The following is a 23,546-nucleotide window of genomic DNA, read 5'->3' on the forward strand; positions in this document are numbered from 1 at the left end:
CCCCGCGCGGGGCCGTTTTGCTAGTGCTTCACTGCGCGTAAACAAACTGCTGGCCTGATGGAGCACGCGCGCCGAAGCCCGGTTATGCTATGTGACCCCGGGCAATTGCCCGTCGATCATGAATTTCGACCGAGAGAAGCGCATGACCAACAAACCCGCCCCTACCGCAGTTGCCATTCACGAGCTGATTGCAGGCCGCTGGAGCCCGCGCGCCTATTCGAGCGAGCCGGTGAGCCGCGAGCATCTGCAATCCGTGCTCGAAGCGGCACGCTGGGCGCCATCTTCGTACAACGGGCAGCCGTGGCGTTTCCTCGTATTCGACCGCAGCGTCGATGAAGTCTCTTTCAAGCAGGCCTTTGCCACGCTGGTGCCGTTCAACCAGGGCTGGAATGCGCCGGCGCCGGTGCTGATCGCGGTGACTACGCACACGCTCACCAACAAGGGCGAAGTGAATCGCTGCGCGCCGTACGATGCGGGCGCCGCGGCAATGGCGCTGGTGTTGCAGGCCCATGCACTCGGACTTGCCGCGCACCAGATGAGCGGCTTCGACCCGAACGCATTCCGCTCGGCATTCAAGTTGCCGACCGACGTCGACGTGATCGCCATCATCTCGCTCGGCCATTACGGCGACGTGGACAAGCTGGATCCGGTGTTGCGCGAGCGCGAGAAGTCGGTGCGTCAGCGTTTGCCGCTGGCGGAAATTGCTTACGGCGGTGGTTGGAAAAAGGCGTTCTGAGCGGTTTGAAGGTTTCGTTCGAAGCAAAAAACGCGCGGCGACGACCGCGCGTTTTTTATTCCGCGCCGTCCGCGACGCTGGAGAGCGGCGTGGCCACGCTCTCCAGCGACTTGCGTTCCGCATCCACGCCCCAGATCGCTGCAATCACCGCCGCCGCGAGCATCAGCCCCGAGCCGACCAGATAGCCGGAAAACACCGCGCTGCGCTGGTGCGTGTCGATGAGCCGGCCGAAGAACGCAGGCCCGGCGATGCCGCCGAGCGCCGTGCCGAACGCATAGAAAACCGCGATGGCCAGCGCGCGAATTTCCAGCGGAAACGATTCGCTGACGGTCAGATATGCCGAACTCGCGGCCGCCGAGGCGAAGAAGAAAATCACCATCCATGCGATCGTCTGCGTGACGACGGTGAGCAACTGCTGCTCGAACAGGTAGCCGCTCAGCGTCAGCAGGATCGCGGACATCGTGTAAGTCGCAAAGATCATCTTGCGCCGGCCGATCACGTCGAAGAGCCGGCCGAGCAGCAGCGGTCCGAGGAAATTGCCCAGCGCGAAAGGCAGCAGATACCAGCCAATGTGATCGCCCGGCACGTGGTAGAAATCGGTGAGCACGAGCGCGTAAGTGAAGAAGATTGCGTTGTAGAAGAACGCCTGTGCGGTCATCAGCGACAGGCCGACCAGTGCGCGCCGTCGATGCACGTTGAAGAGCGTGTGGAACACCTCACGCAGCGGCGTATGCCCGCGAGCGCGCAAGCGCAGACGCATGAGGCTGTCGTCGCAAAGCGTGTGGCCTTCGTGGCGAAAACGCGCTTCGATCCCTTCGACAATCGCGCGTGCGTCGCGCTCGTCGCCATGCGTGAGCAACCAGCGCGGACTCTCCGGCACCCAGATGCGCATCGGCAAAATACCTAGCGCGAGCACTGCGCCGATGAAGAAGCAGGCCCGCCAGCCCCAGTCGGCCGGTAGCAGATGCGGATCGAGCAGTACCAGCGAGCCGGCCGCGCCGAGCCCCGCGCCGATCCAGAACGTGCCGTTAATGCCCAGATCGGTCCAGCCTCGCACCCGAGCCGGCGTGAATTCCTGGATCGTCGAATTGATCGCCGTGTATTCGCCGCCAATGCCCGCGCCGGTCAGGAAACGAAACAGCAGAAAGCTGGCCAGATTCCACGACAACGCGGTCGCCGCAGTCGCCGCCAGATACAGCGCGAGCGTGATGAAAAACAGTTTGCGACGGCCGAGCCGGTCGGTCAGCCAGCCGAACCCCAACGCGCCCAGCACCGCCCCGGCGATGTAGGCGCTGCCGGCCAGACCGACGTCGGCGTTGGTAAAGTGCAACGATGGACTAGACTTCAACGCACTCGCCACTGCGCCCGCCAGCGTCACTTCCAGCCCGTCGAGCAGCCATGTGACACCGAGCGCCACCACGATCAGCGAGTGAAAGCGGCCCCATGGCAAGCGGTCGAGCCGCGAGGGCAGGTCGGTATCCACGACCGTGGCGCTTTTTTCGTGAACAGCGGCGGTGGGCGGCGCGCTCATTGCTTGAAGTCTCCTGAATTCCGAAAATTGGCGGCGTATCCTGTCCAAATGAGCAATATTCGTTCCGTCGAGCCGGGCCTCTCAGTTATCGCGACCGTGCCGGAAACGCCAGTTGATGCTGGCTGGCCTTTCGTGATACAAAGCCGCTCCCCTTCTGTCCGCGCCAGCCGTGAGCGGCGATTCCTGCCATGAACTATTGCGCGATTGACTTCGGTACTTCCAACTCGGCCGTGGCCGTTCCTGACGGCGGCGCGCTCAGGCTCGCGCCGGTCGAGGGCGCCTACACGACGCTGCCCACCTCGGTCTTTTTCAATACCGACGAGAACACCCGCGAATTCGGGCGAGCGGCGCTCGCTGCGTACATCGACGGCTTCGACGGCCGCCTGATGCGCTCGATGAAGAGCATTCTCGGCTCGCCGCTCGCTGAGAACTCCACCGATCTGGGCGACGGTTCCGCGATCAAGTACACCGACGTGATCGCGATTTTCGTCGATCACCTCAAGCGTTCGGCCGAAAAAAGCGCCGGCGGGCCGATTAGCCGCGCCGTGCTGGGCCGCCCGGTATTTTTCGTCGACGACGATCCGCGCGCCGATCAGATGGCGCAGCGGCAACTCGAAGCCGCCGCACGCTCGGTCGGTTTGCAGGAGATTCACTTCCAGTATGAGCCGATCGCCGCGGCGTTCGACTACGAATCGCATCTGACGGAAGAAGGGCTCGTACTGGTGGCCGACATCGGCGGCGGTACTTCGGACTTTTCGCTGGTGCGGGTCGGGCCGGAGCGGATGAAGCGCGTCGAGCGCAAGGACGACGTGCTGGCCCACCACGGCGTACACGTCGCGGGCACGGATTTCGACCGTCGCGTGGAACTGGCGACGATCCTGCGCGAACTGGGTTATCTGACGCTGGACCCGGAAGGCCGCGAGATCCCGAACCGGATCTACTTCGACCTCGCGACCTGGCACCTGATCAACACTGTCTATGCGCCGAAGCGCGTCAGCGAACTCGCGCTGATGCGGCATCTGTTCACCGAGGTCAAGCATCACGACCGCCTGATGCGCGTCGTGGACCGCCGTTTGGGCCATGCGCTAGCTGCGCATGCAGAAGAGGCGAAGATCGGCGTGGCGGCGGGCGGCGAAACCGTGATCGATCTCGACGAAGTGGAAGACGACCTGCGACTCGCGTTCGACGAAACACAGCTCATCAAGGCCGGGCAGGAGGAAACGCGCCGCATCGTGCAAGCGGCGCGCGACACGGTGCAGGCAGCCGGCGTCACGACGCGCGAGCTCAGTGCGATTTATTTCACTGGCGGCTCGACCGGATTGGGGTTTTTATCGGGTGCATTGGCGGCAGCGTTTCCCGATGCCAAAGCGGTATTCGGCGACCGTCTCGCAAGTGTCGCGACCGGACTCGGTATTCACGCACGGCGTCTGTTTGGATAACCAGAAATTATCAATCGCATTCAGCGAAGATAATCGAGGTTTGTAGTTGCAGCAGATATAAAAAAACCCCGCCGAGGCGGGGTTTTTTTGCGTCCAGAAGGAAGCGTGTTGCTTACACCGGCTTGATGTTAGCAGCTTGCTTGCCCTTCGGGCCCGTCTTCACTTCAAACGTAACCTTTTGGTTTTCTTGCAGCGTCTTGAAGCCTTCCGTGCGGATTTCCGAGAAATGCGCGAACAGATCTTCGCCACCGCCGTCCGGCGTGATGAAGCCAAAGCCCTTTGCGTCATTGAACCACTTGACGGTACCGGTTTCCATATTACTTGTTCCTAAAGATGGTAAATAAGGCCGAAGCCCAGAGGGTGCATGAAAATCAAGGAAGGGGGTAATGGGACCAACCGGAGTACCGTTGATGGGCGAACTACGAAAGACCAATTCACTCGCCGCTTGAAATCCTGCCCGAACGTTATACGGCGATTTTGAGAGAAGGTCAACAGTCTCCACATAACTTTACATACTTTCGCACAACGGGCGCAAAAGTTGCTTACAAAGCTTGCCATTCATCCGAATTTTTTGTTAGGGAGAACCCCTAATTTCGGTGCACACGTTGGGTGCAACCGTTAAACTACGCGCCGCGCGCCGGTTGCACCTGTTTGGAATGAACCGTCGCGCAGGCATGCGTGTCACCCGTCTCCAGCGCCATAAGCGATGTCAGCGGTGCGGGCATGGATCTGCTGCAAACTTGCATGGGGCCGGGGCAGGTGCGGAAGCGCCAACGCCGGCCGTCACAGGAGAAGACGTGAAAAGTTCTATACAACGGAACATCGGGCCGTTCGCGCTGATGCTGACCGGCTTGGGTTCGATCATCGGATCGGGCTGGCTGTTCGGCGCGTGGAAGGCTGCAAAAATTGCCGGGCCCGCAGCCATTTGTGCATGGGTGATCGGCGCGGTCGTGATTCTCGCGATCGCATTGACCTACGCTGAACTCGGCGCGATGTTCCCTGAATCAGGCGGCATGGTGCGTTATGCGCGCTATTCGCATGGCGCACTGGTCGGTTTCATCAGCGCATGGGCCAACTGGATCGCTATCGTTTCGGTTATTCCCATCGAAGCTGAAGCATCCATTCAATATATGAGTACGTGGCCCTATCCATGGGCGCATGCGCTATTCGTGGATGGGTCATTAACCACCAACGGGTTATTGCTGTCCGCGGCGCTCGTGATCATTTACTTCCTGCTGAATTACTGGGGCGTCAAGCTGTTCGCGCGCGCCAATTCGGCCATCACGATCTTCAAATTTCTGATTCCCGGCGCGACGATTCTCGGTCTGATGCTGACGGGCTTCCACAAGGAAAACTTCGGCGAAGTGAGCACCTTCGCGCCGTACGGCTGGTCGGCGGTGCTGACCGCCGTGGCGACGAGCGGCATCGTGTTCGCGTTCAACGGTTTCCAGAGCCCGATCAACCTTGCCGGTGAAGCGCGCAATCCGGCGAGGAGCGTGCCGTTCGCGGTGATCGGCTCGATCCTGCTCGCACTGGTGATCTATGTGCTGCTGCAGATCGCGTATATCGGCGCGGTGAACCCGAGCGACGTGGTGAAGGGCTGGAGTCACTTCAACTTCGCGTCGCCGTTCGCCGAGCTCGCGATCGCGCTGAATCTGAACTGGCTGGCAATCCTGCTCTACGTCGACGCATTCGTCAGCCCGAGCGGCACCGGCACGACCTACATGGCGACCACCAGCCGCATGATCTACGCCATGGAGCGCAACAACACGATGCCGAAGATGTTCGGCAACGTGCACCCGTTCTACGGCGTGCCGCGTCAGGCAATGTGGTTCAACCTGCTGGTGTCGTTCATTTTCCTGTTCTTCTTCCGCGGTTGGAGTTCGCTGGCCGCGGTGATTTCGGTCGCCACGGTGATCTCGTACCTGACCGGCCCGATCAGCCTGATGTCCCTGCGCCGCGCGGCCACGGACCTCGAGCGTCCTCTGCATATTCCGGGCATGAAGATCATTGCGCCGTTCGCGTTCGTTTGTGCGTCGCTGATCCTGTACTGGGCGAAGTGGCCGCTGACCGGCGAGATCATTTTGCTGATGGTCGTCGCTCTGCCGGTGTACTTTTACTTTCAGGCGAAGTCGGGCTTTGCCGGCTGGGGGCGTGATCTGAAGGCGGCATGGTGGCTGGTTGCCTATCTGCCCGTGATGGCGATTCTGTCGCTGATCGGCAGCAAGCAGTTCGGCGGTCATGACCTGATCCCTTACGGCTGGGACATGCTGGTGGTCATCGCGTTTTCGCTGGTGTTTTACTACTGGGGCGTGAATAGCGGCTATCGCTCGGAATATCTGGACGAGCGCGAGGAGCACGACGAAGTACTCGAAGGCATGGGTGCGCACTAAGGTGCCGCGCTGAGTCCGCTCGCTGGATCGAAGTCGGATCCGCTGTAAAAACCCCCCGCCTCGAGCAATTCAGGCGGGGGTTTTTGTTTGCGGCGTTCAGGCCGTCCTTAACTCAAGGCGGCCAATCGATCAGACGGTGCCGAACACGTAATTCGTCATGGCCAGCGAGCGCTGATACGTTCCGAGCGACTGGATGGCTAGCGAATAATCGTCGTCCGCTGCGCCCAATGCGGCGAAGACAGGCAGCAAATGCTCGTCGGTCGGGTGCATCAGCACCGCATGCGGCGCCTGGCGGCGGTAATCGAGCAGCGCGTCGATATCGTGCGCGGCGAGCTTTTCCTCGAACCAGCCGGTGAATTCGGCGACGCGCGGATCGGCATCTTCGGGGCGCGCGGAGAAATCGGCGGCGCGCAGATTGTGCGTGATCTGGCCGGAGCCGATCACCATCACGCCGTCGTCTCTCAACGAGCGCAGCGCACGGCCGACGCGGAAGTGGTGCGCCGGGTCCATGTGCGGCTGGATCGACAATTGGGCGACGGGCACGTCGGCGTGCGGGAACATGAGCAGCATCGGCACCCATGCGCCGTGGTCGAGTCCGTGCGGCTGGGCGTCCGCGAGGATGCCGTTGTCGTTGAGCAGCACCGCGGCACGGCGCGCGACATCGGGCGCGCCCGGCGCCGGATACTGGATCTCGTACAACTGACGCGGAAAGCCATAGAAATCGTGAATGGTTTCCGGCGCCGTCGACGTGCTCACCACTGGCTGCGCCGTGCCCCAATGGGCCGACAGCATCAGCACCGATTCCGGACGCGGCAGTTGTGCGCCGAGTACGCCGAATTCGGCGGACGGCAACGACGGGTCGATCGGCAGCGTGGGCGCGCCGTGCGACAGGAAAAGCGAAGGCAAGCGGTTCATGGCAGCAGCGCCGCGGCTAATGTGCGGCGCAGAGATTGGGTTGCTACCAATATAGGGGTGAACCGCTGTTTGATAAACGGTTAAAAAAGGAATTGATTGTGTCGCAGGTGTTGTTAATCAGCGCGTGTGCGCAGACTTATTTCACAGGCGCGTTATTCCTGAGCACCGCGCAGCCCAGCCCACGCGGGCGACAAGGCCGGTCCGAGCGCAAACAGGTCCAGCACGCGCGCCACGGTGTGATCGACCATTTCGTCGATGGAAGCGGGTTGGTTGTAGAAGGCCGGCAAGGGCGGGAAGATCACGCCGCCCATTTCAGTGACCGCCGTCATATTGCGCAAGTGCACCAGATTGAACGGCGTCTCGCGAACGAGCAACACGAGGCGGCGGCGCTCTTTGAGCGTGACATCGGCGGCGCGCGTGATCAGGTTGTCCGAGAAACCGTGGGCAACGCTGGCGAGCGTCTTCATCGAGCAAGGGGCGACGACCATGCCGTCGGTGGCAAACGAACCCGACGCGATGCTCGCGCCGACGTCGCGCACCGAATGGACGACATCCGCGAGCGGATGCACTGCTTCTTTGCTCAATTGGAGTTCGTGCTGGATGTTGAGCCAGCCCGCGCTCGAAATCAGCAGGTGGCTTTCGACGCCGCCCAGTCGGCGCAGCGTCTCGAGCAGACGGATGCCGTAGATGGCACCGGTCGCGCCAGTGATCGCGACGATCAGCCGGCGTGGCGCCGCAGCGCGTGTTTCCATGGCTCGCGGCGCCTTAGGGATAAAAGCGGGTTGACCGGGACCGCTCAGGCCGCGGCGAACAGTTGTTGCAGTTCGCCCGATTCGTACATTTCCATCATGATGTCCGAGCCGCCGATGAATTCGCCCTTCACATAGAGCTGCGGAATGGTGGGCCAGTTCGAGAACTGCTTGATGCCCTGGCGGACTTCGTCGTCCTCCAGGACGTTGACGGTCTTGATTTCACCGACGCCGCACGCCTTCAGGATCTGGATGGCGCGGCCCGAAAAGCCGCACATCGGGAACTGAGCGGTGCCCTTCATGAAGAGAACGACAGCGTTGTCGTCGACGATTTGCTTGATGCGTTGTTGCGTATCCATGACTGACCTTGCGGTTCCGGTATGTGTAGGGAATAGGCTGAAATGATAGCGGATTTCGATACAGCCGGCCGAGCGCCGCGATGTCCGTTCCGCGCTTGTGGATATTAGGCGATGCGGGTCAACCGGCCAAACGCCCGCCGCTGATCCGCTCGATGCCGGCAAGATCGCGTTCCGAGCGGACTTGCGCAAAGCCGTGCGCCGTTAGCAACGCGCGAACGGCTTCGGCCTGATCGTAGCCGTGCTCCATCCACAATACGCCGTTGGCCGCGAGCCGTGGGGGCGCGCCGGCGACGATCGCGCGAATTGCGCTGAGCCCGTCGGCTTCGTCGGTGAGCGCGCCGCGCGGTTCGAAGCGCAGATCGCCTTCATCCAGATGCGGATCGCCGCTCGCGATATACGGCGGATTGCTGACGATCACGTCAAAGCGCAACGTGGCGTCGAGCGAGTCGTACCAGTCGCTTTGCGTCAACACGACAGCGCCGCCGGGACGCTTCGCGTCGAGTAGGCGCGCGGCGTTGCGCGTGGCCACCGCGAGCGCCTCGGCGGAACGGTCGAGCGCCCAAACCTGCGCGTCCGGCCGCATCGAGGCGATCGCGACGGCAATCGCACCGGTGCCGGTGCCAAGATCGAGCACGCGAGGCCGCGGGCTGTTTTCGAGCGCCGCCAGCGCGGTTTCGACCAGCAATTCGGTTTCGGGGCGCGGAATCAGCACGTGCGGCGTCACCTCGAAGTCCAGTCCGAAAAATTCCCGTGCGCCGACCAGTTGCGCCACCGGCTCGCCGGCTGCGCGCCGCGCTTGCAGCGCCAGATAACGTTCGACAAGCTCGGCGCCCAGCACTTCGTCGCTGCGCGTAATCAGCTGCGTGGGCCGCCAGCCGAGCACGTGCGTGAGCAGAATCCGCGCTTCGAGCGACGGCAGCGGCGAGCCGCGCAGCAACGTGGCGGGCGTGGCCGGCGTAGCAGGTGTGGCCGAAGTCATGCGCGCGTTAGTCCGCGTCGCCCAGCGAGGCCAGCAATTCGGCCTGATGCTCGCTGACGAGCGCCGCGATCAGCTCGTCCAGATCGCCGTCCATGATTGCGTCGAGGCGGTAGAGCGTCAGATTGATGCGGTGATCCGTCAGACGTCCTTGCGGGAAGTTGTAAGTGCGGATCCGCTCCGAGCGGTCGCCCGAGCCGATCAGGCTCTTACGCGTGGCGGCTTCCTTCGCCTGCTGTTCGTGCGACTGCTTGTCCTTGATACGCGCGGCCAGCACCTTCAGCGCGCGGTCCTTGTTCTTGTGCTGCGAACGATCGTCCTGACACTCCACGACGATGCCGGTCGGCAAGTGCGTGACGCGCACCGCGGAATCGGTCTTGTTGATGTGCTGCCCGCCCGCGCCGGACGCGCGAAACGTGTCGATGCGCAGGTCGGCCGGATTGATCTCGACCTCGCCGATTTCGTCCGCTTCAGGCATTACCGCGACCGTGCATGCGGAGGTGTGAATGCGGCCCTGGGTTTCGGTCGCCGGCACGCGTTGCACGCGATGGCCGCCGGACTCGAACTTCAGCTTCGAGTAAGCGGCCTCGCCGGCGATCCGCACGATCACTTCCTTGTAGCCGCCCAGATCGGATTCGCTCGCCGACATCATCTCCACTTGCCAGCGGTTGCGCTCGGCAAAGCGCAGGTACATGCGCAGCAGGTCGCCCGCGAACAGCGCGGATTCATCGCCGCCCGTGCCGGCGCGGATTTCGAGAAAGATGTTGCGATCGTCGTTCGGGTCTTTCGGCAGCAGCATTTTCTGCAACTCGGCGCCGAGCTTGTCCATGCGCTCGCGGGCCGCGCGAATTTCTTCTTCCGCGAAGTCGCGCATGGACGCATCCGCCAGCAGTTCCTGCGCGGTGGCCGCGTCGTTCATGGCCTGGCGCCACAGCGCGTAGTGCTCGACCACCGGCCCAAGCTCGGCGTGTTCCCGCGTGAGCTTGCGGTATTGGTCGAGATTCGAGGTGATGTCCTCTCGGCTCAACAGATCGTTCAGTTCGGCCAGCCGGGTAGTGAGCTGGTCGAGCTTGCGTTGCATGCTCGTTTTCATCGGACGGGTATCGGAGCGGGCTCCGGTGAGGACGACGACTAGGGGAATGGGCGGATGCCCTTGGGTCGGAAGCACGTCGCGGGCCATTAGCGGATGGCCCGGACAGCGCGGTGCTGGCTGCGCCGCTAACGCTCCGTGGAACCGGAGTGTTTGTAAAAACCGCTCATGAGTTCGATGAGCGTGTCACGGTTTTCGCTGCTCGCGCGATTGAGCGCGTGCGTGGGCCCGTGGATCAATTTATTGGTGAGCGCTTGCGACAGCGCTTCGAGTACGGCCGCCGGATCGTCGCCGCGAGCGAGCATTTTCTGCGCGCGTTCCACTTCAGCACGACGCAGCACGTCGGCCTGCGTGTGCATATGACGGATCACCGGCACGATGCTGCGTGCGTCCAGCCATTGCATGAAATTCTGCACGCGCGTCTCGATGATCGCTTCGGCCTGTGCGACCGCGGCTTGCCGTGATGCATTGCCTTCGCGCACGATCGCGCCGAGGTCGTCGACGGTGTACAGAAACACGTCTTCCAGCTGGCCGACTTCGGGTTCGATATCGCGCGGAACGGCCAGATCGACCATGAAAATTGGCCGATGGCGGCGCGCTTTCACTGCCCGCTCGACCGCGCCCAAACCGATGATCGGCAAGGTTGACGCGGTGCACGACACGATGATGTCGAACTCATGCATGCGCGAGGGCAGTTCCGCTAGCGGAATGGCGCGGCCGTTGAAGCGCTCGGCGAGACGCGTGCCGCGCTCGGCCGTGCGATTCGCGACCACGAGTTCGCGCGGCTGCTGCGCGGCGAAGTGCGTGGCGCACAGCTCGATCATTTCGCCCGCGCCGATGAACAGCACGCGCTGGTTCGAGACCTTGTCGAAAATCCGCTGCGCGAGGCGCACGGCGGCGGCGGCCATGGAAACCGACTGCGCGCCGATTTCGGTGGTGCTGCGCACTTCCTTGGCCACGGCGAAGGTGCGCTGGAACAACTGGTTCAGATAGGTGCCGAGCGCGCCGGCTTCGGACGCGGTGCGCACCGCATCCTTCATTTGTCCGACGATTTGCGTTTCACCCAACACCATTGAATCCAGCCCGGACGCAACGCGGAACGCGTGGCGCACGGCTTCCGACTGCGGCAGCGCGTAGACGTGCGGCGCGAGTTGGTCGATGGGCAGGTTGTGGTATTTGGACAGCCACTGGATCGCGGCTTCGCGCGCGGCCTGGTCGTTGGTCGCGCAGTAGAGCTCGGTGCGGTTGCAGGTGGACAGAATTGCCGCTTCCGGCGCGGTACTGGCCGACGGGCCGAGCCAGATGCTCTTGAAGGTGTCCAACGCAGGTTTGATCTGTTCGAGCGGAAACGCCACGCGTTCGCGCAAGGCGACAGGCGCAGTGTGGTGGTTGATTCCGATCGTTAGAAGCTGCATTTGGGAGAGCTATGGTTTAGCTAAATATTATAGCGTTTCCACGATTCTTACATTGTGAGGGTGTCATTCGGCCTCCATGACGGCTTCCGGCGGGATTGCGTCGAGTTGGTAGCCGAAGCCGTACAGCGGCGTCAGGCAATAACCGTGTTCGGGGTGAAGTTGCAGTTTGCTGCGCACCCGCGACGCGTGGGTGTCGACGGTGCGCGACCTTACGTCGCGGCGGCGTGCCCAGACGTTTTCAAGAATATGCGCCCGCGACACCGGCCGGGACAGATTGCTGAAGAGCAGCAGCGCAAGGCGGAATTCCTTTGGCGTGAGCGTGACCGTCCGGTTACGGAATGTGACGGCGAACTGCGCCGCGTCGAACGCATATTCGCCGATGATGTCGCGCCTTCGGTTGGGCGGCCGCCGCAAGCCCGCGCGCCGCAGCAGCGCGTCCACCCGCGCCAGCATCTCCGGGCCGCGGACCGGTTTGGTCAGGCAGTCGTCGGCGCCGGCGTGCAGCGCGGCAACAATCTGGCTTTCGCGCGGGGCCGACATCAGCACGATCACCGGCAAGCCCGGCAGGATGACGCGGGCGCGCGGGATGACGTCTTCGGCGGAATGGTCGCCGGCCCAGCTTTCGGTGATGAGAAGGTCGAAGAATTCTTCGTTGGCGCGAGTCAGAAACGGGACGCTCGCGGTGAAGTGCTGACACAGATGGCCGCCGGCGAAAACCAGCCGGCCAACCAGTTCAGCGTGCCGCAGGTCCGGCTCGATAAGGGCGATTCGCATGACGCGCTTTCAGCGTGGCAATGACCGGGGACCAGGCTTTTCCGTAAGGCTTACAGCTTGCCTAACATCACCCCGACCCCTAAACTCAACCGCTATGCGGAAAGCGCCGTGCTGAACTTCTATAGTTAATGAGACAAAAATGCTAGCTGTATTGGCCCCTTGCGCCCATGAGACGAATCCGAAACTGCGCGAGGCCTGCTGCTAATGGGGTGGCCTGGGCTCGTGGTATTGGGGGCGGTGATTGGCCTCGCGGGCTGGTGGTTGCATCCGCTGCGGCGCGCGAGTCGAGCCCGGTGGTGGCTGGCGCTGCTGGCGGGCGTGCTGGGTGCGGCCGTCGCGCACATGGCCGGCAATGTGATTGGTCTCTTTCATGACGGTGATACGCTCGAATGGCCGGTATGCACCGCCATTGCGTTGATCGCCGTTGCCGTGACGGTCGGCTTGCTTTCCCGTCGATGAATATTTGCAGGTAACTCCGATGAATGCCCGACTTCCCGAAACTTCCTCCATTCCCGAACGGCTCGCGACTTTGCGCAACGCAATGGCGCGCGAAGGCGTTGCTGCCTACCTGGTGCCGTCCGCCGATCCGCATTTATCCGAATATCTGCCCGGGCGCTGGCAAGGCCGACAGTGGCTGTCCGGCTTCACCGGTTCGGCCGGCACGCTGATCGTCACCGCCGACTTCGCCGGCGTCTGGACGGACAGCCGCTATTGGGAGCAGGCCAATACCCAACTGGCTGGTACCGGCGTTCAGTTGATGAAGATGACCGGCGGCCAGCAGACCGCGCCGCATTTCGAATGGCTCGCGCAGAACGTGCCGGCCGGCGGCACCGTGGGCGTGGACGGCGCCGTGCTCGGCGTGGCGGCGGCGCGTGCCTTGAACCAGGCGCTGAGCGCGCGCGGTGTGAAACTGCGCACCGACGTCGATCTGTTCGACGCGATCTGGCCGCAGCGTCCGTCGCTCCCGGCCGCCGCCGTGTTCGAGCATGCCGCGCCGCACGCGAGCGTCGCCCGTTCGGAAAAACTCGCGCAGATTCGCCGCGCAATGGCGGACAAAGGCGCGCAATGGCATTTCATCTCCACGCTCGACGACCTCGCGTGGCTGCTGAATCTGCGTGGCGCCGACGTCAGCTACAACCCGGTATTCGTGGCGCACGCGCTGATCGGCGCGGATCACGCATCCCTCTTTGTCGCGGACGGCAAGGTGCCGCAGGCGCTGGCCGATGCGCTGGCGAAAGACAACATCAGCGTCGAGCCCTATGCCAAGGCTGCGGACGCGCTGGCCGCGCTGCCCGCCGGCAGCACGCTGCTGATCGACCCGCGCCGCATCACGTTCGGCTCGCTGCAATCGGTGCCGTCCACGGTCACGGTGGTCGAGGGCGTCAATCCGTCAACCTTCTTCAAGTCGCGCAAGACCGAGGCGGAAGCCGAGCATGTGCGCGAGACGATGGAACAGGACGGCGCGGCGCTGGCGGAATTTTTCGCCTGGTTCGAAGGCGCGCTGGGCCGCGAAACGATCACCGAACTCACTATCGACGAACAGTTGACGGCGGCCCGGGCGCGCCGTCCCGGCTTCGTGTCGCTGAGCTTCGCGACGATCGCCGGCTTCAACGCGAACGGCGCCATGCCGCACTACCGCGCCACCGAGGAATCCCATTCGGTGATCGAGGGCAACGGCCTGCTGCTGATCGATTCCGGCGCGCAATATCTGAGCGGCACGACCGACATCACGCGCGTGGTGCCGATCGGCACCATCAGCGAAGCGCAGCGGGGCGATTTCACGATCGTGCTCAAGGGCACCATGGCGCTTTCGCGCGCGCAGTTCCCGCGCGGCATCCGTTCGCCGATGCTCGACGCGATCGCCCGCGCGCCGATCTGGGAAGCGGGCGCCGACTACGGCCACGGCACCGGTCACGGCGTGGGCTACTTCCTGAACGTGCACGAAGGCCCGCAGGTCATTTCGCACTATGCGCCGGCCGAACCGTGGACCGCGATGGAAGAAGGCATGATCACCTCGGTCGAGCCCGGCATCTATCGTCCGGGCAAGTGGGGCGTGCGCATCGAGAACCTGGTGCTGAACGTGCCTGCCGGCCAGACCGAGTTCGGTGACTTCCTCAAGTTCGAGACCTTGACGCTGTGCCCGATCGACACACGTTGTCTCGACCTGTCGCTGCTGCGCGAGGACGAACGCGCGTGGCTAAACGCGTATCACGAGACGGTCCGCACGCGCCTGTCGCCGCATGTGTCGGGCGAGGCCAAAGCGTGGCTGGAGTTGCGCACGCAACCCATCTGATCGCCCAGGAAACCTGCTCACGGAGCGTGCATGGCCATCAAGGCAGTGGTGTTCGATTTCGGCGGCGTGCTGATCGACTGGAGCCCCGAGTACCTGTATCGGGAACTGATCCCTGACGAAACCGAGCGCCGCTGGTTTCTGACGCACGTCTGTTCGATGGACTGGGTAATCCGTCAGGACGGCGGCCAGCCGATCGTCGAGGCCACCGAAGAACTCGTCGCGAAATTTCCCGATCACGAGACGCTGATTCGCGCGTTCTACGAACGCTGGCACGAGATGGTGGCCGGCGTGCTGGACGAGGGCGTGGCGATCATGGAAAAGCTCGAAGCGGCCGAAGTTCCGCTCTTCGGACTGACCAACTGGTCGGCGGAGACCTTTCCGTATGCGTGGGAGCATTACCCGGTGTTGCGGCGGTTTCGCGACATTGTCGTGTCGGGGCGGGTGCAGTTGGTGAAGCCCGATCCGGCCATCTTCGCGGCCATGCGTGAGCGGATCGAGGCGCAATTGCCGGGCATCGAACCGGCCGAACTCGTATTTATCGACGACAATCAGAAGAACGCCGAAGCCGCGACGGCGCTCGGTTGGCACGGCGTGCATCACACCAGCGCCGGGCAAACCGAAGCGAAACTACGCGAGCTGGGGCTGCCGGTTTGAGGCGGGCGTTGTTCTGGCGGCAAGGCGGTGCGTCAGTTTTCGAGAAGCGCCGCTTCACCCCTGCATGTGTCCGCGCGTTGCGCCTTGGCTGACTGACTTACTGGCCAAGCAGACTCTTCAACGCATTACCCAGACCTTTCACGGTTTGTCCCGCGCCTTTCGCCACATCCTCGACGCTCACGCCTAGCGCCTTCGCAAAGCCGGTGCCGATGCGCTGCATCAGGCCTTCCTGCACCGAGAATTTCGGGTCGCGCAAATTCCCATCCAGAACGAAATGCAGCGTGATATCGCCGTTGTGCGTCTTGAGCGCCGCGACGGCGGCTTTGGTCGGAATCGACATGAAGGTGTCGAGCGGATTGCCGCTGTCGGCGAGTTGCAGATTGTGGACCGTCAACGTTCCGGGTGCGTGGAGCTGATAGTTGCGCACCGTCGATTCGACGGTCAGGTCGACCGTGCCGCTAGCCACTTGGGCCTTGGCGCCGGCCTTCTTGATCAGGTACGGATCGAGCATCACGACGTCGACGCCTCGCAGTTTGCTGGTGGTCTGCGAATCCTTGCTGGCGATCTTGATCCAGCCGCCGAACGACACGCTGCCCGTGTGCGCGGGGCCTTTGATCGAGCCTGTGACATTGACGCTGGTCGGCTCGGTGAGGGCGGGCAGGCGCAGATTGTCGACGGTTGCGTTGGCATTGCTGACCGTCACCTTGAACGCCGGTGGACCGACCGTCATGTCGTAGAAGTGGAAGTTGCCCTGTTCGAAACGGATGTGATCGACCTGCTTTTCGCGAGTAATGGGCACCGTCGCGCCGCTGGCGTCGATTTCGGCCTGGTTCACCGTTTGCCGCAGATTCGGCATCAGGCGAATCGCACCGTCCTTGGTACGCAGCACGGCGATATCGAAGCCGCGCACCACCACGCTGCGGACATGCATGCGCCGCGCGATCAGATCGCGAATGTCGGGTGTGAGGGTGATTTCGTCCGCTCTGAGCGGATCGCCGGCCGGCCAGCCAGGCGGTGCTTTCAGAAGAACGTTGGTGAGACGGACGGACGTCAGGCCGACGTCGATGGTTTCGGCGCTGCCCAGTGGCCCGAGCGCCGCGATCACGCGCTCCTTGACCTCGCGTTGCGCGAACTGCAAGGCGCCGACCACGACGACGATCAGCACCAGCAGCACGCCGCCTACGGCCACGGCCCAGCGCTTGCCCTTCGACATCGTCATGCTTACCTCCTCGTCACCGCGTTCCGGGCGGTGTGGCAGTGATCGGCCGTTGCACTCGACGGGCGGGCGCGCGCCTGAATTGGATCATCGCGGCGGACCGCACGCGCCCCGCCGCGATGACATGTATCACGCCATGGTACGCAAGGTGTGTGCCCTGCTGCTCATCTCGGCGACGCCAGGTGTTCGCGGAACCTGCTACGCGGCGCCGCAAAATTCGCCCGCGCGAGCACACGTGGGCACGCGCGCACGCAAGAGCGCGGCCGTCGAGGCGGCCTGCGCGTCAGCCCAGCCGACGAGCAGGCGGCCCGGTTCGACCTTATCGCGCGATCGGCTTGTAACGCAGACGCTTCGGACGCGCACCTTCTTCACCCAGACGCGCGCGCTTGTCGGCTTCGTATTCCTGGTAATTGCCGTCGAAGAACGTGACTTGCGAATCGCCTTCGAACGCGAGAATGTGCGTGGCGATCCGGTCGAGGAACCAGCGATCGTGCGAGATCACCAGCACGGAGCCTGCGAACTCGAGCAACGCGTCTTCCAGCGCGCGCAGCGTTTCGACGTCGAGATCGTTCGACGGTTCGTCGAGCAGCAGCACGTTGCCGCCCGCGATCAGCGTCTTGGCCAGGTGCAGCCGGCCGCGCTCGCCACCCGACAGATTGCCGACGATCTTCTGCTGATCGCCGCCCTTGAAGTTGAAGCGCCCGATATACGCACGCGACGGCGTTTCATACTTGCCGACCGTCAGCACGTCCGCACCGCCGGAGATTTCCTCAAACACGGTTTTCGAGCCGTCCAGCGCGTCGCGGCTTTGGTCCACGTAGGCGAGCTTGACGGTCGGGCCTTGTACGATCTCGCCCGAATCCGGCTGTTCGCGGCCGGTGAGCATGCGGAACAGCGTGGACTTACCCGCGCCGTTCGGTCCGATGATGCCGACGATCGCGCCAGCCGGAATCTTGAAGCTGACGTTGTCGAGCAGCAGACGATCGCCATACGACTTGCTGACGTTCTTGAACTCGATCACTTCATTGCCGAGACGGTCGCCGACCGGAATGAAGATTTCCTGCGTTTCATTGCGCTTCTGATAGTCCTGGCTGTTCAGTTCCTCGAAGCGGGCGATACGCGCCTTCGACTTCGCCTGACGGCCCTTCGGATTCTGGCGCACCCACTCCAGTTCCTTCTTGATGGCCTTCTGACGCGCCGATTCCGACGATTCTTCCTGTTTCAGCCGCTCTTCCTTCTGATCGAGCCAGCTGCTGTAGTTGCCCTTCCAGGGAATGCCGTGGCCGCGGTCGAGTTCGAGAATCCACTCGGCGGCGTTATCGAGGAAGTAGCGATCGTGAGTCACGGCGACCACGGTGCCCGGGAAGCGCGTGAGGAACTGTTCCAGCCAGTCGACCGATTCCGCGTCCAGGTGGTTGGTCGGCTCATCCAGCAACAGCATGTCCGGCTTTTCGAGCAGGAGCTTGCACAGCGCGACGCGGCGCTTTTCGCCACCCGAAAGATGCTCGATCTTTGCGTCCCAGGCCGGCAGGCGCAGCGCGTCGGCAGCGATTTCGATTTGCTGCTCAGCGCTGCCGTCGGTGGTGGCGAGGATCGCTTCGTACTTCGCCTGTTCGGCGGCGAGCGCGTCGAAGTCGGCGTCAGGTTCGGCGTAGGCCGCGTAGATTTCGTCCAGCTTCTTTTGCGCGCCGAAGACATCGCCGAGACCTTCCTCGACGGCTTCACGCACCGTCTTGTTCGGATCGAGTTGCGGTTCCTGCGGCAGATAGCCGATGTTCAGGTTCGGCATCGGCGTGGCTTCGCCTTCGATGTCCTTGTCCACACCGGCCATGATGCGGATCAGCGTCGACTTGCCCGAGCCGTTCAGGCCGAGCAGGCCGATCTTCGCGCCGGGAAAAAACGACAGCGAGATGTCCTTGAGGATTTGACGCTTGGGCGGCACGATCTTGCCGACCCGGTTCATGGTGAAAACGTATTGGGCCATTTGCTTGCAATAGACGTTGACGACGCCGGCCGCGAGGGGGCGGGCAGTCGTGGGTGGATGGGTAATCGGTGTTATGGCCGGGCAGAGCGCCCGGCGCCGGCCGGCGCGGCTTGGAGCGTGGCGTCGAACTTCGCGACGCCCCGCGCGCGGGCGGGTTCTTCAAATGGCATTGTACTTCGGCAGGGGCAGGGCACGGCAGTGGGTGTCCGTTCGGCCAGGTCCCGCCCGGATGCTCAGAGCCAATCCGCCACGCCGCCGTGGCGCGAACACGTGCCGCTGCGGTGGCGGCTAAAGCTGTAGGTGCCGTCGCGGCAACGTGCCGTGGCGCCTTCCGGCGCCTTGCCGGATAACGAGCGGGCCGGCGCGTGCACGGTGTTGCCGTCGCGATTGGTGTAGGTGTTGTGATTGCTGAGGTTCGCTTCGTCCGGCGTCGTGCCCGCAACATACGCGAACGCCGACGAGACGCTAAACAGCAGCGCTGCGACTACCGCGCAGGATCGCAAGGTCTTACGGGTCATGCCCATCATGGTCTTTCGAGTGCTTGTTATTCTGACTGCCCGGGCGATTTATCAGGCCTCAGTTCGCGCGCTTGCCGCTGGCCGGGTCGAAGAAATGCAGATGTTGCGCGGGCAGCGCCACGTGCAGCGCTTCGCCCGCCGCGGGCCGATGCGCATGCGGCAAGCGCACCGTCACGTCATGCTTGCCCCAGCGGCCGTGCGCGAGATTGTCCGCGCCGAGCAGTTCGCAGGAATCGACGGTGAGCGTCGCGTGAGGCGCGTCCGCCTGACCCGGGCTCATGTGTTCCGGACGAATGCCGAGTGTCCACTCGCGCCCTTTGACGACTTCGCGGCCGATCGACGCCACGCCCGTCAAAGGCAGCTTTGGACCGTTGCCCGCCACTTCGAAAACGGAGCCGTCGTCCGACACGCGGCCTTCCAGCAGATTCATCCCGGGCGAGCCGATAAAGCTCGCGACGAACACCGTGGCGGGCCGCTCATAGACTTCGGTCGGCGCGCCGATCTGCTCGGCGTGGCCTTTGTTCATCACGATCACGCGCTGGGCGAGCGTCATCGCTTCGATCTGATCGTGCGTCACATACAGGCTCGTGGTGGCGAGCCGCGCATGCAGACGCTGGATTTCGAGCCGCATCTGCACGCGCAGGCGCGCGTCGAGATTCGACAGCGGTTCGTCGAACAGAAACACCGCCGGCTCGCGCACGATCGCGCGGCCCATCGCGACACGTTGCCGTTGTCCGCCGGACAATTCGCGGGGCTTGCGTTGCAGTAGCGCTTCGAGTTCGAGAATCTGCGCGGCGGCGTCCACGCGCTGCCTGATCTGCGCCCGGTCCACGCCCGCGATCTTCAGCGCGTAACCCATGTTCTCGGCCACGCTCATATGCGGATAGAGCGCGTAGTTCTGGAACACCATCGCGATGTTGCGATCTTTCGGTTCGAGCTGGTTGACCACTTTGCCGGCGATCGAAATACTGCCTTCGGAGATGCGCTCCAGTCCCGCCACCATCCGCAGCAAGGTCGATTTGCCGCAGCCGGACGGGCCGACCATCACGACGAACTCGCCGTCGGCGACGTCCACGTCGATGCCGTGCAACACGAACTGTTTGCCGTCGTAGGTTTTTTTCACGCCTTGCAGAGTCAGTGCAGCCATGCCGTTTTAGCCTTTCGTTGCTTGCCGCGCGTCGTGCGGTGTTGTTATTTCAATGCCGGAATAAGCTCGCTCAAACGGGCGCCGCTTACTTCTCCGCGTCCACGAGTCCGCGCACGAACCAGCGCTGCATCGTCAGCACGACGGCGAGCGGTGGCAGCATCGCTAGCAGCGTCGCGGTCATCACGAGATGCCATTCGGTCGCGGTGTCGCCGGAGGCGATCATGCTTTTTATGCCGACCACGGCCGTGGTCAGCGATTGCTGGCTCGTGATCAGAATCGGCCACAGGTACTGATTCCAGCCGTAAATGAAGGTGATGACGAAGAGGGCCGCCATGTTCGTTTTCGACAGCGGCAGGACCACGTCCCAGAAAAACCGCATGGCGCCCGCGCCGTCGATGCGCGCCGCTTCCATCAGTTCGTCCGGCAGCGTCATGAAGAACTGGCGGAACAGGAATGTCGCGGTGGCCGAGGCGATCAGCGGCAATGTCAAACCGCTGTACGTATTGCTCAGATGCATCGACGACACGACCTGCACGGTCGGAAAGATCCGCACTTCGACCGGCAGCATCAACGTGATGAAGATCAGCCAGAACGCGAGATTGCGAAACGGGAAACGGAAGAACACGATCGCGTAAGCGGAGATCATGGAGACCGCGATCTTGCCGATCGAAATCACCAGCGCCATCACGAGGCTGTTGAACAGCATGCGGCCGAACGGCGCCGCCGCGTTGCCGCTGCCTTGCGACCAGACCGTCGCGATGTTCTCGAACAGATGCGTGCTCGGCACCAGCGAAAGCGGCACGCTGAACACCTGTTGCTCGCTCATGGTCGCCGCGCAGAACGCGACGTAGACCGGAAACACCACCAGCACGACGCCGAGAATCAGCACCGCGTGGCAGAAGAGGTCGAAACCGCGGCGGTTCTCGATCATGAGTATTGAACCCTGCGTTCGATAAAGCGGAATTGCACGACCGTCAACGCGACGACGATCCCCATCAGGATCACCGACTGCGCGCCGGAACTGCCAATGTCGAGCCCCTGAAACCCTTCGGCGAAGATCTTGTAGATCAGCGTGCGAGTGGATTGCGCGGGGCCGCCGCCGGTTGCTGCGTCGATCACCGGGAAGGTGTCGAAGAACGCGTAGGTGATGTTGATCACCAGCAGGAAGAAGCTGGTCGGCGACAGCAGGGGCAGTGCGATGCCGAAAAAGCGCCGTACCGGGCCGGCGCCGTCGATCGCCGCCGCTTCGATGAGCGAGCGCGGGATCGCCTGCAAGCCGGCATAGAAGAACAGAAAGTTATAGCTGACCTGTTTCCAGACGGACGCGAGCACCACGAGGAACATCGCCTGACCTGCGTTCAGCGCGTGATTCCAGACAATGCCGTACTTGGCCAGCGCGTAGGTGACGAGGCCGATGCTCGGGTTGAACAGAAACGACCACAACACGGCGGCAATCGCGGGCGCGACGGCATACGGCCAGATCAGGAGCGTTTGATAGGTCTTGGCGCCGCGGGTCACGCGATCGGCGCAGACTGCGAGCAACAGCGAGATCACGAGGCCGGACACCGTGACGAGCGCGCAGAAGATCAGCGTCGTGTAGAACGACGACAGGTAGAGCGGATCGGCAAAGAGCTGCTTGAAGTTGGCGAGCCCGACGAACTCGCTCGACGTGCCGAACGCGTCCTGACTTTGCGTGGATTGCCACAGCGCCTCACCGGCCGGCCACAGGAAAAACAGCAGCGTGATCGCGAGTTGCGGCGCGACGAGCAGGTAGGGCAGCAGGCTGGTGCCGAAGCTGGAGCGCTTTTCCATCGATGATATCCAAGGTTCTGCGGCAACCACGGGTTCCGGCGCGGGCGCGCCGGAACCTCGTTCGCTCAGTTTTCCGCTCAGTTTTCCGCTCAGTTTTCGGCTTAGTTGCCGGCTCAGTTGCCGGCTTTCTCGAAGCGGCGCAGCAGTTCATCGCCACGCGACACGGACGCGTCGAGCGCCTGTTGCGGCGTCTTCTTCTGAGCCCAAACCTGTTCGAGTTCTTCGTCGATGATCGTGCGGATCTGCGGCATGTTGCCCAGACGCAAGCCCTTCGTGTACGGCAGCGGCGGCTTGTTGAGCATCTGCTTGATGGCGGTGTCGCTGCCCGGATTTTTCTCGTAAAAGCCTTGTTGCTGCGTCAGTTGATAGGCGGCGGTGGTGACCGGCAGATAGCCGGTGTCCTGATGCCACTTGGCCGCAACCGGCGCCGACGACAGATACGAGAGGAATTTCGCCACGCCCTTATAGACCGCCGGATCCTTGCCCGACAGCACCCACAGGCTCGCGCCACCGATGATCGCGTTCTGCGGCGCGCCCTTCACGCTGGCGTCGTAGGGCATCATGCCGGTGCCGAAGCTGAACTTCGCGTACTTCTTGATCGTGGCGAGCGACCCCGACGAGTTGGTGATGATCCCGCAGTCGCCGCTATAGAACTTCGACACCGGTTCGTCCTTGCGGCCGACGTAGGTGAAAGTGCCGTCCTTCTGCATGTTTTGCAGGAACTGGATATGCGCGACCTGCAGCGGCTTGTTGAATTCCAGTTGCGCGTCCGGGCCGTCGAAGCCATTGTTCTTCGTCGCGAACGGCGCGCCATGCCAGGCGCTGTAGTTTTCGAGTTGAATCCAGCTCTGCCAGCCCGACGAATAACCGCACGCCATACCCGACGCCTTCAGCTTCTGCGCGTCGGCCTGCAGTTCCGCCCAGGTTTTCGGCGGCTGGTTCGGATCGAGGCCGGCTTTCTTGAAGGCGTCCTTGTTGTAGTAAAGCACCGGCGTCGAACTGTTGAACGGCATTGAGATCAGCTCGCCCGTTTTCGCGTCGCTGTAATAGCTAGCGATGGTCGGCACGAAGGCCTTTTCATCCAGCGGCACGCCGGCCTGCTTGAACACTTCGGAGACGGGGATCACGGCCTTCTTCGCCTGCATCATCGTGGCGGTGCCGACTTCGTAGACTTGAAGGATGGCCGGCGCATTGCCGCTGCGATAGGCGGCGATGCCGGCGGCGAGGGTCTGGTCGTAAGTGCCTTTGAACACCGGCACGATCTTGTAGTCGCTTTGCGACGCGTTGAACGCGTTGGCAATGTCGTTCAGCCGTTCGCCCAGCGCGGCTTCCATGCCGTGCCAGAACTGGATTTCAGTTGCGGCGCAGGCCGCCTGAGTGAGGCCGGCGCTCAACACGGCGGCAACGGATAGCGAACGGATTAGCGGCTTCAAACTCATCGATTTGTCTCCAGTGTCGGAACGGGCGCGGATGCGAATCGCGCGATTCTAGTTGTGTTCGATGACAGTCCGGCGTCGGCGGCCGGACGGCGCGCACCATTTTTGG

Annotated in this window: 22 protein-coding genes; 6 read left to right on the forward strand and 16 right to left on the reverse strand. The window is 63.0% G+C overall.

From position 1 onward, the window contains the following. Window positions 1-142: 142 nt before the first annotated feature. Window positions 143-736 (forward strand): nitroreductase family protein, encoded by a 594-nt coding sequence (locus AC57B1_RS10715; protein WP_408353069.1) that lies wholly within the window; start codon window positions 143-145, stop codon window positions 734-736. A 55-nt stretch (window positions 737-791) separates the two neighbouring features. Here AC57B1_RS10715 and AC57B1_RS10720 read toward each other — a convergent pair whose 3' ends face one another. Then, the gene (locus AC57B1_RS10720; protein ID WP_496417486.1) at window positions 792-2,267 is read right to left on the reverse strand and encodes an MFS transporter; all 1,476 of its coding nucleotides are present in this window, start codon (window positions 2,265-2,267) and stop codon (window positions 792-794) included. A gap of 188 nt (window positions 2,268-2,455) precedes the next feature. On the opposite strand from AC57B1_RS10720, the gene AC57B1_RS10725 reads away from it, so the two are divergent. Further along, the gene (locus tag AC57B1_RS10725) at window positions 2,456-3,706 is read left to right on the forward strand and encodes an Hsp70 family protein (RefSeq protein WP_496417487.1); all 1,251 of its coding nucleotides are present in this window, start codon (window positions 2,456-2,458) and stop codon (window positions 3,704-3,706) included. Between the two features lie 112 nt (window positions 3,707-3,818). Here AC57B1_RS10725 and AC57B1_RS10730 read toward each other — a convergent pair whose 3' ends face one another. Beyond that, window positions 3,819-4,022 (reverse strand): cold-shock protein, encoded by a 204-nt coding sequence (locus AC57B1_RS10730; protein ID WP_007180251.1) that lies wholly within the window; start codon window positions 4,020-4,022, stop codon window positions 3,819-3,821. A 481-nt stretch (window positions 4,023-4,503) separates the two neighbouring features. Here AC57B1_RS10730 and AC57B1_RS10735 point away from each other — a divergent pair, with 481 nt between their 5' ends. Beyond that, a complete protein-coding gene (locus tag AC57B1_RS10735; protein ID WP_091798648.1) occupies window positions 4,504-6,099 on the forward strand; it encodes an APC family permease in 1,596 nt (531 codons plus the stop codon). A 129-nt stretch (window positions 6,100-6,228) separates the two neighbouring features. On the opposite strand, the gene AC57B1_RS10740 is transcribed toward AC57B1_RS10735, so the two are convergent. From AC57B1_RS10740 to AC57B1_RS10770, 7 genes are all read right to left on the reverse strand, one after another. Further along, window positions 6,229-7,014 carry a DODA-type extradiol aromatic ring-opening family dioxygenase gene (locus AC57B1_RS10740; protein WP_408185669.1) on the reverse strand — a complete coding sequence of 262 codons (786 nt, stop codon included), beginning with the start codon at window positions 7,012-7,014 and terminating at the stop codon, window positions 6,229-6,231. Window positions 7,015-7,166: 152 nt separating this feature from the next. Beyond that, window positions 7,167-7,766, reverse strand: coding sequence for a UbiX family flavin prenyltransferase (locus AC57B1_RS10745; RefSeq protein WP_496417488.1), 600 nt, complete (start codon window positions 7,764-7,766; stop codon window positions 7,167-7,169). A gap of 44 nt (window positions 7,767-7,810) precedes the next feature. After that, complete coding sequence (grxD, locus tag AC57B1_RS10750; RefSeq protein WP_007180255.1) at window positions 7,811-8,122, reverse strand: Grx4 family monothiol glutaredoxin; 312 nt, start codon at window positions 8,120-8,122, stop codon at window positions 7,811-7,813. 118 nt (window positions 8,123-8,240) lie between these two features. Next, window positions 8,241-9,101 carry a peptide chain release factor N(5)-glutamine methyltransferase gene (gene prmC, locus AC57B1_RS10755; RefSeq protein ID WP_496417489.1) on the reverse strand — a complete coding sequence of 287 codons (861 nt, stop codon included), beginning with the start codon at window positions 9,099-9,101 and terminating at the stop codon, window positions 8,241-8,243. Window positions 9,102-9,108: 7 nt separating this feature from the next. Continuing rightward, entirely contained in the window at window positions 9,109-10,191 is a 1,083-nt protein-coding gene (gene prfA, locus AC57B1_RS10760; RefSeq protein WP_091798661.1) for a peptide chain release factor 1, read from the reverse strand. A gap of 125 nt (window positions 10,192-10,316) precedes the next feature. Beyond that, window positions 10,317-11,603: a glutamyl-tRNA reductase gene (gene hemA, locus AC57B1_RS10765; RefSeq protein WP_091798664.1), complete on the reverse strand. Its 1,287-nt coding sequence runs from the start codon at window positions 11,601-11,603 to the stop codon at window positions 10,317-10,319. A 63-nt stretch (window positions 11,604-11,666) separates the two neighbouring features. Beyond that, complete coding sequence (locus AC57B1_RS10770) at window positions 11,667-12,377, reverse strand: response regulator transcription factor (protein WP_408353059.1); 711 nt, start codon at window positions 12,375-12,377, stop codon at window positions 11,667-11,669. Between the two features lie 204 nt (window positions 12,378-12,581). Here AC57B1_RS10770 and AC57B1_RS10775 point away from each other — a divergent pair, with 204 nt between their 5' ends. From AC57B1_RS10775 to AC57B1_RS10785, 3 genes are read left to right on the forward strand one after another with little or no spacing between them, the layout of a single operon-like run. Further along, window positions 12,582-12,836, forward strand: coding sequence for a hypothetical protein (locus AC57B1_RS10775; RefSeq protein ID WP_496417490.1), 255 nt, complete (start codon window positions 12,582-12,584; stop codon window positions 12,834-12,836). A gap of 19 nt (window positions 12,837-12,855) precedes the next feature. Next, entirely contained in the window at window positions 12,856-14,670 is a 1,815-nt protein-coding gene (locus AC57B1_RS10780) for an aminopeptidase P family protein (protein WP_496417491.1), read from the forward strand. Between the two features lie 30 nt (window positions 14,671-14,700). After that, window positions 14,701-15,324: an HAD family hydrolase gene (locus AC57B1_RS10785; protein WP_408353055.1), complete on the forward strand. Its 624-nt coding sequence runs from the start codon at window positions 14,701-14,703 to the stop codon at window positions 15,322-15,324. Window positions 15,325-15,421: 97 nt separating this feature from the next. Here AC57B1_RS10785 and AC57B1_RS10790 read toward each other — a convergent pair whose 3' ends face one another. The 7 genes from AC57B1_RS10790 to ugpB form a co-directional block, all read right to left on the reverse strand. After that, window positions 15,422-16,543 (reverse strand): DUF748 domain-containing protein, encoded by a 1,122-nt coding sequence (locus AC57B1_RS10790; RefSeq protein ID WP_496417492.1) that lies wholly within the window; start codon window positions 16,541-16,543, stop codon window positions 15,422-15,424. A 316-nt stretch (window positions 16,544-16,859) separates the two neighbouring features. After that, window positions 16,860-18,524 carry an energy-dependent translational throttle protein EttA gene (ettA, locus tag AC57B1_RS10795; RefSeq protein WP_091798685.1) on the reverse strand — a complete coding sequence of 555 codons (1,665 nt, stop codon included), beginning with the start codon at window positions 18,522-18,524 and terminating at the stop codon, window positions 16,860-16,862. A gap of 233 nt (window positions 18,525-18,757) precedes the next feature. After that, window positions 18,758-19,051: a DUF3761 domain-containing protein gene (locus AC57B1_RS10800; RefSeq protein ID WP_408353051.1), complete on the reverse strand. Its 294-nt coding sequence runs from the start codon at window positions 19,049-19,051 to the stop codon at window positions 18,758-18,760. Window positions 19,052-19,100: 49 nt separating this feature from the next. Beyond that, window positions 19,101-20,189 carry a sn-glycerol-3-phosphate import ATP-binding protein UgpC gene (locus AC57B1_RS10805; protein WP_496417493.1) on the reverse strand — a complete coding sequence of 363 codons (1,089 nt, stop codon included), beginning with the start codon at window positions 20,187-20,189 and terminating at the stop codon, window positions 19,101-19,103. An 85-nt stretch (window positions 20,190-20,274) separates the two neighbouring features. Then, a complete protein-coding gene (ugpE, locus tag AC57B1_RS10810) occupies window positions 20,275-21,120 on the reverse strand; it encodes a sn-glycerol-3-phosphate ABC transporter permease UgpE (protein WP_091798694.1) in 846 nt (281 codons plus the stop codon). After that, window positions 21,117-22,001, reverse strand: coding sequence for a sn-glycerol-3-phosphate ABC transporter permease UgpA (gene ugpA / locus AC57B1_RS10815; protein ID WP_091798697.1), 885 nt, complete (start codon window positions 21,999-22,001; stop codon window positions 21,117-21,119). Before ugpA ends, ugpE begins: the two co-directional genes overlap by 4 nt. 113 nt (window positions 22,002-22,114) lie before the next feature. Next, window positions 22,115-23,440, reverse strand: a complete 1,326-nt coding sequence (gene ugpB / locus AC57B1_RS10820) for a sn-glycerol-3-phosphate ABC transporter substrate-binding protein UgpB (RefSeq protein WP_408301950.1) — start codon at window positions 23,438-23,440, stop codon at window positions 22,115-22,117. Window positions 23,441-23,546 lie beyond the last annotated feature (106 nt).

Source organism: Paraburkholderia sp. BGA-UO-ETr-F21, from assembly GCF_059567925.1.